12 protein-coding genes are annotated in these 14,908 nt (G+C 29.5%); 5 read left to right on the top strand and 7 right to left on the bottom strand.

Features of this window, described 5'->3' with window-relative positions:
• Positions 1-237 precede the first annotated feature (237 nt).
• Both CLOBL_RS12155 and CLOBL_RS12150 read right to left on the bottom strand, forming a co-directional pair.
• Positions 238-1,092, bottom strand: a complete 855-nt coding sequence (locus CLOBL_RS12155) for a hypothetical protein (RefSeq protein ID WP_077859279.1) — start codon at positions 1,090-1,092, stop codon at positions 238-240.
• A gap of 222 nt (positions 1,093-1,314) precedes the next feature.
• Positions 1,315-1,650 carry a helix-turn-helix domain-containing protein gene (locus tag CLOBL_RS12150; RefSeq protein WP_077859278.1) on the bottom strand — a complete coding sequence of 112 codons (336 nt, stop codon included), beginning with the start codon at positions 1,648-1,650 and terminating at the stop codon, positions 1,315-1,317.
• Positions 1,651-1,922: 272 nt separating this feature from the next.
• Here CLOBL_RS12150 and CLOBL_RS12145 point away from each other — a divergent pair, with 272 nt between their 5' ends.
• The 3 genes from CLOBL_RS12145 (at position 1,923) to CLOBL_RS12135 (ending at position 7,506) form a co-directional block, all read left to right on the top strand.
• Positions 1,923-2,555, top strand: coding sequence for a flavodoxin family protein (locus CLOBL_RS12145; RefSeq protein ID WP_077859277.1), 633 nt, complete (start codon positions 1,923-1,925; stop codon positions 2,553-2,555).
• A 252-nt stretch (positions 2,556-2,807) separates the two neighbouring features.
• Positions 2,808-4,025, top strand: a complete 1,218-nt coding sequence (locus CLOBL_RS12140) for an exonuclease SbcCD subunit D (RefSeq protein WP_077859276.1) — start codon at positions 2,808-2,810, stop codon at positions 4,023-4,025.
• A complete protein-coding gene (locus CLOBL_RS12135) occupies positions 4,012-7,506 on the top strand; it encodes an AAA family ATPase (protein ID WP_077859275.1) in 3,495 nt (1,164 codons plus the stop codon). Before CLOBL_RS12140 ends, CLOBL_RS12135 begins: the two co-directional genes overlap by 14 nt.
• 81 nt (positions 7,507-7,587) lie before the next feature.
• Here the strand turns inward: CLOBL_RS12135 and CLOBL_RS12130 are convergent, their stop codons facing one another.
• The 5 genes from CLOBL_RS12130 to CLOBL_RS12110 form a co-directional block, all read right to left on the bottom strand.
• The gene (locus CLOBL_RS12130; protein WP_077859274.1) at positions 7,588-8,331 is read right to left on the bottom strand and encodes a LytTR family DNA-binding domain-containing protein; all 744 of its coding nucleotides are present in this window, start codon (positions 8,329-8,331) and stop codon (positions 7,588-7,590) included.
• Positions 8,332-8,348: 17 nt separating this feature from the next.
• The gene (locus CLOBL_RS12125) at positions 8,349-8,738 is read right to left on the bottom strand and encodes a hypothetical protein (protein ID WP_077859273.1); all 390 of its coding nucleotides are present in this window, start codon (positions 8,736-8,738) and stop codon (positions 8,349-8,351) included.
• A 21-nt stretch (positions 8,739-8,759) separates the two neighbouring features.
• Entirely contained in the window at positions 8,760-9,746 is a 987-nt protein-coding gene (floA, locus tag CLOBL_RS12120; RefSeq protein ID WP_077859272.1) for a flotillin-like protein FloA, read from the bottom strand.
• Between the two features lie 21 nt (positions 9,747-9,767).
• Positions 9,768-10,265 (bottom strand): NfeD family protein, encoded by a 498-nt coding sequence (locus CLOBL_RS12115; protein ID WP_077859271.1) that lies wholly within the window; start codon positions 10,263-10,265, stop codon positions 9,768-9,770.
• 349 nt (positions 10,266-10,614) lie between these two features.
• The gene (locus CLOBL_RS12110; protein ID WP_077859270.1) at positions 10,615-11,466 is read right to left on the bottom strand and encodes a Spo0B domain-containing protein; all 852 of its coding nucleotides are present in this window, start codon (positions 11,464-11,466) and stop codon (positions 10,615-10,617) included.
• 696 nt (positions 11,467-12,162) lie between these two features.
• Between CLOBL_RS12110 and CLOBL_RS12105 the strand changes: the two genes are divergently transcribed.
• Both CLOBL_RS12105 and CLOBL_RS12100 read left to right on the top strand, forming a co-directional pair.
• Positions 12,163-12,729 (top strand): 50S ribosomal protein L25, encoded by a 567-nt coding sequence (locus CLOBL_RS12105; protein ID WP_077859269.1) that lies wholly within the window; start codon positions 12,163-12,165, stop codon positions 12,727-12,729.
• Positions 12,730-13,016: 287 nt separating this feature from the next.
• The gene (locus CLOBL_RS12100) at positions 13,017-14,744 is read left to right on the top strand and encodes a phospho-sugar mutase (protein ID WP_077859268.1); all 1,728 of its coding nucleotides are present in this window, start codon (positions 13,017-13,019) and stop codon (positions 14,742-14,744) included.
• Positions 14,745-14,908 lie beyond the last annotated feature (164 nt).

Below are 14,908 nucleotides of genomic sequence, written 5' to 3'. Positions count from 1 at the left end.
GGGTAAGTGGCAAATATATAAAAGTGTAATCGATAGTTGATGAAGAGAAAAAAATGTAGATGATTTTGTACGTACGCAAATTCATCTACAAGCCTGAAAGAATATTTTTAATATATATGTTGCAATTAACATCTAGATATCTACTTAGCCTATAGCCATTCTAAATGTAGTTTTATTATTGTAACATATTTATAAAGTTTGATGATAACTTTATAGATTACAATATTATAACTTACATTATGCAAGACAATTTACAGAAGTAGTAAATTTTAAGCTGCTAGGGCTGTTCATTGAATCAATAACAGCATTCCATTTATCACTAAGAAATTTAACTTCATCTATAAATGAAGAATCTGATGATGAATTCAAAAATTTATCGTATACTGATGATAAACTTTTTTTAATAGTATCATCATTTGTTAGATCAATACTATTATAAAGAGTATCGTAGTAGGCCCCAGTTTTATGAAAGATATCTGTTCCATTTTTTATCGAATCTAAGTCTTCTTTTGCTCTTTCATTCCAGCCAGTAGCTATAGTAGTTGGATCTGTTCTGTTCATAATATCTGTATCCATATCTTCCATGAATTTAGTATATTTATCACTTAAGCTCTGTGTATATTGGTCTGCAATTGTGTTAAACTGATCCTGAAATTTATCAGGTACAAGTTTGCTGGATACATATTTTAGCTCCATATTAGTTTGGGCTATAGTCATACCAACAGTATCACCATTGTCTATCCCGTCATAAACAGATTCTGTTGATGTAATTACAGAATTTATTAGTGTGGTTTTTTGATCATCATCAAGTCCCATGCTATTTATACAATTTTTAAAATCATAATAAGCAAGTGGGTTACCTTCCTTATTCGTAACAATAATCGGACCACCTTTTGTTAAATCTGGTGTCTCTATTCCTTTGATTTTAACATCAGATGGAGTTGGGTTTTTATTTAATTCACTAATACTTAATGTATCTGCTAAAGATTTTCTTTCGGGAATTTCTGGATTGAAATTTTTTAGAAAATTAACATCGATAGTTGTACGCTTGTAAATATCTGTATAATAATATGATGGAATATCTATTGCCATATTAATTCTCTCCTTTTTAAGTTATTTATCTTCATAATTGTATATTCGTACATTTTTTGGGAAAGTTTATAATTAATTAGAATAAATTAACTTTTAAGAATTATAATTCATGTAAGATTACAGATTTCCTTTTTGGTAATTTTGTTTAAGAATATGCTTTAAGATAGGAGATTAATAGAGCAGGATAAAATAGTATCCTGCTCCGTTTGGTATTTAGATGAGTTATTCATTTAATAAATCAGAAAATTGCTTTTTTGACCACTTTTCAATCATTTTTAAAGCAGGGACCAATTCTTTTCCTTTTTCAGTTAATAAATATTCAACCTTTGGAGGTACTTCTGCATATACATGTTTAGTTATTATATCATCCATTTCAAGTTGTTTTAATGATTCACTTAACACTTTTTGACTTACACCACAGGTAATTCGCTGCAGCTCTAAAAATCTTTTTGGTCCATCAGATAAGTGGCATAATATTACTGCCTTCCACTTACCTCTTATAATTTCAAAGCCTAAATCCAAGGCACAAATATACGACTTACCATTATGTTCTATCAAAATATCATCACCTACATTACATATATTTTACTGATAATTATATTATAAAAAAGAAAAATTTGAAATAGAGTTGTAGAAGCAATACAGGAAAGCAAGTTTAGGATTTAACTAAAAGTAGTCTGTAATCGTAATTCCTACTTAAAAGTAAGTTATCTAACTTTAAAGTGCCTACTTGTTGCAAGTTTAGGAGTTAAATATACTATACTTAGTGCTATATATTAAAAGCATGCGATATATAATTAAACTATAAGATATAAGGATAGGTGATATAAATGAAGGTAGTTGCATTTAATGGAAGTCCTAAAAAAGAAGGAAATACATTTCATGGAATACAAATAGTTGCAGAGGAATTAAAAAAGGAAGGTATAGAAGTTGAAGTTATCCATGTGGGTAATAAAGTTATAAGAGGATGTCTTGCTTGTAATGGCTGTGTGAGAAATCAAAATGAAAGATGTGTCATTGATGATGAAGTAAATGAATGGATTCAGAAAATGAAGGAAGCAGACGGAATAATACTAGGTTCTCCAGTTCACTATTCAGCAATAGGAGGAACAATGAAGTCATTTTTAGACAGAGCCTTTTACGTTACAAGTGTAAATAAGGGTATGTTAAGACATAAAGTTGGTGCTGCAGTAGTTGCTGTAAGACGTGCTGGTGGCGTGCCAACCTTTGAGCAATTGAATAATTATATTAATTATTCAGAAATGCTTATGCCAACTTCAAATTACTGGAATGTAATAAATGGAGCAGCACCAGGAGAAGTAAAAGATGACACAGAAGGAAATCAAATCATGAGAGTGCTTGGAAAAAATATGGCCTGGCTTATGAAACTTGTTGAGTTTGGTAAAGGAAAAGTTAAAGAACCTGAAATGGAAGAAAAAGTGTTCATGAATTTTATCCGTTAAGTATATGAACAATCATTAAACATAAATAAGAAGGCATTGTATCTTAATATTGAAGATATAATGTCTTTTTTTATTCTAGGATATTTTTTATAAGTTAAGGCAACAAACAAAGCAGTGACAAATTACAAGTAATAAATTAAGTTCTTGATTTGTTTATCTATATACCTAAGTAGGCTATAATATTGTTATAAGTTAAGGCACAATTAAATTTAATGTGCTTAAGAAAACAGCTTACTGGGAGGATGTTTAATTTTGAGAATATTACATACAGGAGACTGGCACTTAGGAAAAAATTTAGAAGGACAAAGCCGCATGGATGAGCAGGAAGAATTTCTAAAAGATTTCGTAAGTATTGTTGAAGAAAATAATATAGATCTAGTTATGATAGCTGGTGATGTTTATGATAATCCTAATCCACCAGCTAGGGCAGAAAAAATGTTTTATGACACTTTGAAGAGAATATCAAAAAATGGGGAAAGACTTACTTTAGTTATATCAGGAAATCATGACAATCCGGATAGATTAGTTGCAGCAGGTCCCCTTGCAAGGGAACATGGAATCATTATGGTAGGAACTCCAAAAACTATAGTCCCTTGTGGAGAGTACGGAAATCATGAGGTCTTAAATGCTGGAGAAGGTTTTGTTGAAATTGAAATAAATAATGAAAAGGCAGTTATTCTAACAATGCCTTATCCAAGTGAAAAAAGATTAAATGAAGTTATCTACAATGGAATGGATGACGAAGAAGAGAAAGCTAAATCCTATAGTGAGAAAATATTTTCTTTATTTGATTCTCTAAGAATCCATTATAGAGAGGATACCATTAACTTAGTAATATCTCATCTATTTGCTATGGGAAGTGAAGAAGGCGGATCAGAACGAAGTATTCAATTAGGGGGAGCCTATATTGTTGATGGCAGCTGTTTCCCAAAAGAAGCTCAATATATTGCACTCGGACATGTTCATAAGCCTCAAATAGTTCCGGGAACTGAAAAGAAAGCAAGATATTGCGGGTCTCCTATTCATTATAATAAGAAAGAAGTAAGCTTTGACAAAAAATGCTTTATAGTAGATGTTAAGGCAAAAGAAGAATGCAAAATTGAAGAAGTAAACTTAAAAGTATATAAGCCAATTGAAATTTGGAAATGTTCCAGTATTGAAGATGCAATTTTAAAGTGTGAAGAAAATAAGGAGAAAGATTGCTGGGTATACATGGAGATAGCAACAGATAGGTACATAAGAGAAGATGAAATAAAACAAATGAAGGATTTGAAAAAAGATATTTTAGAGATAATGCCAAAGGTTAAAGGGATAGATGAAGATACTACTCTAAATATAAGTGAAAAATCTTTTGAAGAAATATTTGTTGATTTTTACACAAAAGAAAGAGGAGTGCCGCCAGAAGATGAAGTGCTGGAATTACTTCTATCTATTATAAATGAAGAAGGGGAAGAAAATGAGGCCAATTAAATTAAGAATTAAAGGATTAAACAGTTTTATTGATGAGCAGACAATAGATTTTGATAGATTAACAGATAGAGGATTTTTTGGGATTTTTGGACCGACTGGAAGTGGAAAATCAACTATATTGGATGGTATAACTTTGGCTTTATATGGAAATGTAGCTAGGAAGAGCTCTAATTATATAAATACTAATTGTGATAGGCTAAATGTAAATTTTGAATTTCAGATATCTGGAGCAGAAATTAAAAGATATGTTATAGATAGAGAATTTAAAAGAAAAAAAGATGGAGGCATAAACTCTGGAAAATGTAAAATAGTAGATATAACCAATATAGAAGAGGAAGAAGTTTTAGCAGATGGAGTTAAGACAATAAATAAAAAGGTTGAGGAGATTATAGGCCTTAACTTAGAGGATTTTTCTAGAACTGTTGTGCTGCCACAAGGAAAGTTCAGTGAATTTTTAAAGCTGGAAGGTAAAGATAGGCGTGACATGCTTGAAAGATTATTTAATCTAGAGCAATTCGGGGATAATTTATCTAGAAAGCTTAGTTTAAAAATAAATAAAGAGAGAACTGAAAACAGTGTTTTACTTGGTCAATTAAGTGGATATGATGATATAAGCGAAGATATATTAAAAGAAAAAGAAAGTACGTTAGAAAAATTAAAAAAAGATCTAGAAACTCTAAGAGAACAATTAAAAGTAATTGAGAAAAATTATAAAGAAAATGAAGAAATATGGAAGCTACAATTAGATTTAGAGGAGTATAAAAATAAAGAAAAAGTATTAAAAGAGCAGGAAGAAAAAATAAATAAGTATATAGAAATGATAAAACTTGGAGAAGCAGGTGCAAAGGTTATACCGTATATTAATGCTTTTGAAAATACTATAAATGAGCTTAAAATAAATGAAATTGAATTAGATAAATTAAAAGTAGCAATTGAGAAGATTAAAGAAGAAAAAGAGATTATAGAAAAGTTATGGAATGAAGCAAAAGTTAGTAAAGATAAAAAGCTGCCAGAGCTAATGATACAAGAACAAAAGGTAAAGGATGCAATTGAAGAAAAAAAATTAGTAGACGAAATACAAAAAAAGATAGATATATTGAAATTACAGATAAGTGAAGCTGAGGTTGTAAGCAAAAGAGATAAAGAGGAGCTCATTAAGGTTAATGAGGAAATTAAGGATAAAGATAAAATTGTAAAAGAGCATGACAAAAAGTATGAGGAATTAAAAATAGATGAGCAGCTTAAAGAAAAAGTTCAAGAAGGAATTCTTTTAGAAGAAAAGTTAAATAGCTTGAAGTTATCTATAACTAAAGATAATGATAAGAAAAAATTTTTGGAAAAAGAAAATGGTAAGACTATATCTGATGGTAAAAGTTTAAGAAATATCATAGAAAAAAGCATTAAAGCTTTAGAGGAGAAAGAGAAACATTACGAAGAACTGCTTAAAAGCTCTCCGGGAGAATCAAAAGACTTAGTCAATTTAAAGCAACTGATAGTTGAAAATGAGCAGAAGTGGAAAAGTCATAATAAATTAATAAAAGAAATAGAATTTGCTGAAGAAGAAATAAAAAAATTAAATACTGAAATAACAGCTAAAAAAGAAGATGAGCATAGACATGAAGAAGAGCTTGAAAAGATTAAACTTAAGCAAAAAGAAATAGAAAGAGAGAATTTAGCGAATATTCTAAGAAGCGGGCTTAAAGAAGGGGAAGTATGCCCGGTTTGTGGTTCGACTCACCACAATAAAGAAGATATAGTTAAAATAGAAGTTGAAAATATAGACGATATAGAAAAAGAGGTTCAACTTAAGGAAGCTGAAATAAAAACTATTAATAATAGTATAATTGAGAAACAAACTAGGATAAATAATTTTAATGAGAAAATAAAGATTAATGAAGAAGAAATAAATAAACTTGGAATTAAATTTAATGAAAAGTCTTTAGAAGAATTGCAAGATGAATTTAAGAATTTAGAAAAAGCTTTAGAAGACTATACTAAGGATAAAGAAACATTAGATAAAGATATTAACAAATTAAAAAATGATATAAATATTAAAAATGGTGAAATAAATGAACTTAGAGCTGTAGTTAGAACTAATAGAAGACAATTAGATGATTTAGATAAAAGTCTTAAAGAAAATACAGAACACTTAAATGATGTAGAAAGCAGAATAAATATATTAAAATCTGAGACTTCAGTCATTGATTTTATTGAAAAGAGTAAAGAAATAAGAGAGGTTGAAAAAGAAAGAGAAAGGATAGCTAAGATAATAAAAAGTAACAGAGAATTATTAGAAGTGCTAGAGAAAAATAAAGAAAAATTAAATAATGAATTAACAATGACAAAAGAAAAATTGACTAAAGATAATGCTGAGCTTAAGAGCCATGAAGAAAACAAAGCAGAAAAGCTTCATATGATAAAAAGTAAAGTCAATAATGAAGAAGATTTACTATCATTGCTTAGTACAGTCAAAAATAATATACAAAATATTAATAAAGAATTTGAGAAGGCTGAAAATAGTAAAACTGCGATTGAAAAAGAGTTTTTAGATAACAATGAAAAATTTATAGCTGCAGTTAGTAAGAACAAAGAACTTAGTAAGAGAAAAAATGAAGAAGAGTCTCGGTTGGAAGTTGCAATTGATAGTGAAGGCTTCAATTCCTTAGATGATGTTAAGAAGAATCTAATTAAAAAAGAAGAGATTAATGAATACAAGCTGAAAGTAGATAATTACAAGGATAGTGCATTAAAAGTAAAAGGCGCAATTGAAAGTTTACTTAATAAAATTTCTGGTAAAGAGTTAAGTGAAGAAGAATATTCAAAAGTAAAATTGTTACAAAATCAAAAAGAAGTAGAAGTTAATGATGCAAATGAACATAAGATTAAACTTGAAGAAGAATTGAAAAGTATAAAAACTAAACTAGATGAACAAAAGGAACTTTTGGAAAAGAAGAGCAAATTGGAGCATAAATTAGCTTTACTTAATGATTTAGATAAGTTGTTTAAAGGAAAGAAATTTGTAGAGTTTGTAGCAATAAATAGATTAAAATATATTTCTATTGAGGCATCTAGAAGGTTAAAGGAAATAACTCATGGAAACTATGGATTAGAAGTTGATGAAAATAGCAGATTTATAATTAGGGATTATAAAAATGGTGGAGCTAGAAGGGATGCAACAACTTTATCTGGAGGGGAAACCTTCTTGGCATCTTTATCGTTAGCCTTGGCCTTATCAGCTCAGATTCAGCTAAAGGGAACAGCACCACTAGAATTATTTTTCCTTGATGAAGGCTTTGGAACATTAGATGATGAGCTTCTTGAAGTTGTAATGAGTTCTTTAGAAAGAATTCATAACGAAAAGCTAAAGGTTGGAATTATAAGTCATGTTGAGGCTATAAAAAATAGAGTTCCTGTAAAACTTATGATTACACCAGCAGAATGTGGAATGGGAGGAAGCAAGGTAAGAATCGAGAGAAGTTAGACTTACAAGAATTATATATAAAGCTTTTAATTAAAAGTAAAAGGTACTCGTTTTATTGAGTACCTTTTATTTAAGTCTTTTTTATAAGCTAAAAAGTTTCTTTATTTCTTCATACTTTTCATGAGTAAGGAGGGCATCTTTTTCTGTATTTTTTAGTTTAACAACATAGGTCCACCGTCCATAAGGATAAATTTTTGTTATTAAGGATAGATTTATAATATAGGATTTATGGCTTCTAAAGAATTGCGAGTTATCTAATTTTTCCTCTATATCTGACAAAGAAATAGATGTGGTAAAGCTATCTGTCTTAGTATAAATAACAGTGGAGTTTTCCTCTCGCTGCACTAGTACAATTTCCTTTGTGTCAACAAAGCTTATGCCATCCTTATTCTTTATCATAAGTTTGTCCAAGCCTTTTTCATGTTTGATTATTTTATCGATACCATCTCCATAAACAGGTTTATTTAGCTTTTTTATTCTGTCTAAGGTCTGTAGTACTCTTTCTATTTTGAAAGGTTTTATTAAATAGTCAAAGGCATATAATTGAAATGCATCAGGCATATATTCCTGGTGGGCAGTTGCAAAGATAATTATTACCTTTGGATCTATATCGGTTAAAATTTTAGCACAATCTATGCCGCTGAACCCAGGCATTTCTATATCAAGAAACACAACCTCTGGGCGCTGTTCTTTAAATAAGCTTATAGCCTCTTCTCCACTATCTGTATCACAGACAACTTCAAAACCACCAGATTTGTCTAATATTTTTTTTATTATAGTTCTCATTCCCTTTTCATCATCAACTATAAGGACTTTTATATTCATAAGAAATTCTCCTAATTTTAAAATCTTCTTTTCCTTCGAGTTTTGCTTCTTGGTTTTCCAACTATTTCTGAAAGTATAATAGCTTGCTTAAGCCTTGCAGATGTAAGTTCTTGTGCAATAGAGTCTATTACTCCTTGTGGGTTTGAAGAAGTAACTTGCTGCTTGTTAGCTAAGACATCATTGTTATAAGTTGCATTAGAATAATTATCTCCTAGAGATACATCTTTATTATATTCATTCCTTTCGCTGGCATTTACATTAGTATTATCTTTATTTTGTATTGCATCATTTGTACCGAGGTTATCAAAATATCCTAAAATTTCATTAAATTTATCTGATATAACTGTAGGATCTTTTAGGATATTCATAGTAGATTTTAATATAGAAATAGTATCATTATACTTCATATACTTCATTCTCCTAAGAGTTTATTTTTTATCTTTATTTTCCGCGTCGTTTGAGGTCAAAGTTTGATTTTTATTTCCTGCTTTAGAAATAGAACTCCTCATACTTGTATCAGCAATTACGTTTTGCATATCATAATAATCCATTATTCCAAGTTTACCTTCTCTAAGTGCATAAGCCATTGCTTTTGGTACTTCTGCTTCAGACTCTACAACAGCAGCTCTCATTTCTTGTTCTTTAGCGACAGCCATTGCTCTTCTTTCTTCGGCTTTAGCCTGTGCAATGTTCTTATCAGCTTCTGCCTGTAGTGTTTGAAGATGAGCGCCTATATTTCTTCCTACATCCACGTCAGCTATATCTATAGATAGAATTTCAAAAGCTGAACCTGCATCTAATCCTTTATCTAATACGGTTTTTGAAATAGCATCTGGATTTTCGAGTACTGTCTTATGAGTAGTAGAAGAACCAACTGTAGTTACTATACCTTCACCAACTCTGGCTAAGATAGTTGCTTCTCCAGCGCCTCCAACAAGTCTTTCAAGATTAGCTCTAACTGTAACCCTAGCTTTAACTAGAAGTTCTATACCATCCTTTGCAACTGCTGAAACATTTGGAGTTTCAATCACTTTTGGATTAACACTCATTTTAACTGCTTCTAAAACATCCCTTCCAGCTAAATCAATAGCAGCAGCCTTTTCAAAATGCAAGTCTATGTCAGCCCTATGAGCTGCAATTAGTGCATTTACTACATTATCTACATTACCACCAGCTAAATAATGGGCCTCTAATTGATTAACACTGAGTCCCATACCAGCTTTTGTTGATTTGATAAGTGGAATTACTATCTTAGAAGGCACAACTCTCCTAAGTCTCATACCGATTAAATTAAATATACTTACCTGAACATTAGCGGCTAAAGATGATATCCATAATCCTATTGGAACAAAAGTAATAAACACAGCAATTAAACATACTACTGCTATAGCAGTTATAACTAAATTAATAACCATTAATAATCTCTCCTTTAAAAACTAATCATTTATTTTTTTTACTAATAATTTTACTCCGCTCACTTTAAATATTTTAATTTTAGAGCCAGAGGAAATATATTCTCCATCAGAAATTACATCGAATTTAACACCGTCTATATCTACAGAACCTGATGGCCTTAGGTCAGTAACTGCAATTCCTCTTTTATCGAGCAGATAATCTAAATCTGAGGAACTAATATATCCATGTTCTCTTTTTTGTTCTTCTGACAAAACTAATGGTTTAAAGAGTTTCCCCTTTGCGAAGAATGTTAAGACTACGCCTAGCATAACTCCGAGAATTGCTAAGATAGCTAATGACATAATTAGTGCTTGAGCAAAATTTTGAGCTGTTAGTACTACGGCTAGTATTAGAAATATAGCTCCAGCAATTCCAGGGACTCCAATGCCTGGAATATGCATCTCTAAAAATACTAGACCAAAGCCTATAATTAAAAGTACTACTGTAAGGACTGTTATATCTGGTAAAAATACACTCATATTGTTCACCCCCCTTAATTCAGTTAACAGTTAACAATTCACAGTTAAGGAAGAAAAGCCTATAGGCTTTTCAGAAAATATATTCAAGAAATCTCCCCAAAGAGGGGATTTAATCCTTAACTTATCACTTATAACTATATATAGTTTCTTTATTAATTTACTCAATCTAAAAATTACAAGTAATAAATCAAGTTTTTGATTTGTTTATCTATATGTATATATTAATCCAGATAGTTGTGATTAGTAATATAAAACTTATGAATTATACATTTTTGAGATTCAGATGTCATTTAAGGCACATGAAAAATTAGAAATCTTAGGGCATAAATTACTCTGAGAATATGTATAATCATTGTGCTTTAGGTAAAATTATTTCAAAGGAAGTCCGTTCTTCAGTCGATGTGACAGATATTGTACCAGAAAAGTTCGTAACAATTTCGTTTACAATAGCAAGCCCCATACCATCTCCTTTACTGCCTTTGGTAGTAAAACCTTCTTCAAATATTTTATCTATAATTTCTGTAGGTATATTATCTCCATTATTTGATATATTAAGCTTTATACTTTGTAAATTTTCTGATAATTCAATAAGCATATATCTATTATCGGGTTTCAACTTCAACGCAAATATAGCATTATCTATTATATTACCCATGATCCTGCAAAACTCCCATGGTTCCATATTAAGATGTTTTAAATCACTTTTTATTTCTAGTTCCATATCTATTTCGTTTTTTTCTGCCATTTGTAATTTAGCTTGAAGAAGTGCATTTACAGCAGGCTTGGAAGTCTTTAGAGCTTTACTGACCCTTGCTATATCTTTATAGACAGGCTCTATGTATTGTCTAGCTTCATCAAATTCTTCAAGTTCCATCAATGAGTAAATAACTTGAATGTGATTTAGATAATCATGTCTTTGAGTTCTCAAAGTCTTATTGAATGCTTCAAGATAATTTATGGTATCGATTAAATTACTGCTCCCCTTTTTAAAGAGAAGATTATAGAATATAATACCTGTAATAATGCTATTAATACCTATACTGATAGCTATGACATTGATAATAAAGTTTCCTTCTATCATATAAGGATTTCTATATTTATAATAGATAAATAATGTTATAAATATTACTTGTATCAAGTTTAGAAATATAGATAATAATACTATTTTAGATATATTTTTTACTTGCTTTTTAACTGTCATGTATTCCCTCCATATAAACAATATCAAGTATATTTTACCATATTTTACTTAAATTAATATCAAATAAACTATTTCTTATATAATAATTTAAAATTTTACTTCTAAAATATAACGTTTACAGATAAATGTGGTATAATAAATATATAATCAATTATATATTTAAAGGGGGAATAAATATGCTTTGGGTTAGTATTTTTATTTGTGCTATATTAATTGGTTGTAATGCTTTTTACAATACTGATGAAACTCCAAAAAGGTATAAAGAAGGCGAGCAAAAGACAGAAAGAAAATAAATATGAAGTAGTTTTTAGAATATAGAGAAATGACTTATAATAAATTAAGATTAATTTTAGGCTATCTAATTATGTAGATAGCCATTTTTTATTTAAAAAATCTAGTGCTAATTATATTAGATTTATAATTATGTGCGTGAAGTGGAAATTAAGTGTTATAATATAATAGAAATTCCATAAAAGGAAAAATTCAATATATTAGAGGCGATAAAAATTGTTTAATTGTAAATCTAGCTTGATTTTATCTTTTTACAATTCTCTAGATAAAATCAATATTAGAAGAACTGTTAGACCTAGTAAATGTAATAGGCCTGTTTACTTTATTCCAACGTGAATACCATTCTAAACTATATAAAAAATAATTATTAGAATTAAAGAAATAATTTTTAGGAGGATATTCACAATGGCAGAATTAAAGTTAATTAAAAGAATAAAGAAAACTAACGGAGCTAAAAAGGAAAGAAGAGAAGGCAAGATTCCAGGAGTAATTTATGGGAAAGAAATAGGAAACGAAATTTTTGAAGTAGATGAATCAGCATTGTTAAAAGAAATTTCCACTCATGGAGAACACGGAGTAATAAAGTTTAACCTTGAAGGAAATAAGGGGACAGCTGTAATTAAAGAAGTTCAAAAGAACTCATTTGGAAATAAAGCCATTCATGTAGATTTTGAAGAAATAGCAGCTAATACTAAAATGCAGACTGAAGTATTGATAAAAATTGTTGGTAAAGGGCTTTTGGAAAGCAGAGGCTTGATTTTGCAAACTCAAAGAGATTTAGTTAAGGTATCTTGCAAAGCAAAGGATTTACCAAAGGACGTTGAACTAGATGTTTCTAATGGGCAAGCAGGAACAGTTTATACATTTAAAAATCTACAATTTGCAAAGAGTATTGAAATTGTAGATGATTTATCAACTGTTATAGGTTCGATAAGTCAAGAAGAAAAAAGAGAACCAGAAGTAGAAGAATAGAATAATATTATATTTTAAAATGTTATAAAAATCATTTCTTAAATATTTGGAAAATATTTAAGAAATGATTTTTCTCATTTATAGGGATAAATTATTCCATAATGATAAATAATTTATTTAGTAACAGTAATACATAGGCTGTAAATCTAATTATCAGCGAAGAGTGATACTATAGCTGTGTACTGAAAAATTAAGAGAAAATTACTAAAATATATAAAATAGTTTTTATATATGGATAAATAATGTATAATGGATAAGAGAAAAAACCATGGAGAGGGGATTGTAAAATGAACTACAAAGAAAAATATAATGCATGGATTAATTCTGATCTTATTAATGAAGAAACAAAAAATGAATTGAGAAGTATATCTGATGAAAAAGATATTGAAGATAGATTTTACCAGGATTTAGATTTTGGTACTGGTGGACTCCGAGGGATAATAGGAGCTGGAAGCAATAGAATGAATATATACACTGTTGCTAAAGCTACTCAAGGATTTGCCAATTATTTAAATGATAGTTTTAAGAATCCTTCCGTTGCAATTGCATATGATTCAAGAAACATGTCAAAAGAATTTGCAAAAGCTGCTGCACTTACATTATGTGCAAATGATGTTAAAGTATATTTATATGAAAATTTAAGACCAACGCCAGTATTATCTTTTACGGTTAGAGAATTGAAATGCAAGGGTGGTATTGTAATAACTGCATCTCATAATCCTAAAATATATAATGGTTACAAAGTGTACGACGAATTCGGGGGACAAGTAACGGATGAAAAAGCAAAGAAAATAATCAACTGTGTTAATGCGGTGGATGACTTCTCAAAAACAAAGAATATTGATGAGAATATTGCTTTAGAAAAAGGATTACTAAATTATATTGGAGAAGAAGTAGATAAAGTATATTATGAAAAAGTTAAGGGCTTGACAATAAGAACCGATTTAGTCAAAGATAAAGCAAGTAATTTAAAGGTTATATATACTTCGATTCATGGTTCGGGAAATGTTCCAGTAAGAAGCGTATTAAATCAGTTAGGTTATAGCAATGTTAAGGTTGTTAAAGAACAAGAAGCTCCAGATGGAAACTTCCCAACTGCATCATATCCTAATCCAGAAAATCCAGATGTATTTGAATTAGCTTTAAAAATGGCTGAGGCAGAAAATCCAGATATAATATTTGGAACTGATCCAGATTGTGATAGAATTGGTCTTGTCGTTAAGAACAGTATCGGGGAATACAAAGTGTTAACAGGTAATCAAACAGGGTTACTTTTAACTCATTATATATTAAGTTCATTAAAGGAAACTAATAAGTTACCACAAAATGGAGTTGTAATAAAAACAATTGTAACAACAGAAGGTGCTAGAAAGATAGCAGAAGATTTTGATGTTGAACTTATGGATGTATTAACAGGGTTTAAATATATTGGAGAGAAAATAAGAGAATTTGAAGATGCAGGAAATAAAACTTATTTGTTTGGATTTGAAGAAAGTTATGGATATCTTGCAGGAGATTTCGTACGTGATAAAGATGCAGTAATAGCAGCTATGCTAGTATGTGAAATGTGCCTTTATTATAAAGAACAAGGAAAGAGCCTTTATGATGCATTAATAGACTTATATGAGAAATATGGATATTTCAAAGAAACTCTTATATCTCTAGAATTAAAAGGAAAAGAAGGACAGGAGAAAATAGCCAGCTGTATAGAAGCCTTAAGAAATGAACCAATAAGTAATGTTGACGATGTTAAAATCGTTAAGAGGTTAGATTACAAATTGAGTATTGAGGAAGATATTATAAATAAGGCTAAAGTATCTATTGACTTACCTAAGTCTAATGTATTAAAGTACATTTTAGAGGATAGTTCATATTTTGTAGTAAGACCATCAGGAACAGAGCCAAAGATGAAAATTTATTTAGCAGTAAAGAGCAGCAGTTTAGAAAATGCTGAAAAAGATATTGCGAAATTTAAAGAAAAAGTAATGGAAATAATTAATGGAAAGTTAAACTAAATTTCCATAGAAAGCATATGAGAGAAAATAGATTAGATTAAGGTGCTAGTTAATTATTTTTGAATATGCCTAAATTGCTATCATCCTTATCGATGATAGCAATTTCTTTAGGCACAATCAAATAAATAACAAGTCCATTTGCCAGCCTATTTTCCATCATAGCA

The organism is Clostridium sp. BL-8, from assembly GCF_002006495.1.
Lineage (GTDB): Bacteria > Bacillota > Clostridia > Clostridiales > Clostridiaceae > Clostridium.
This window is presented reverse-complemented; position numbering and strand designations above follow the sequence as displayed.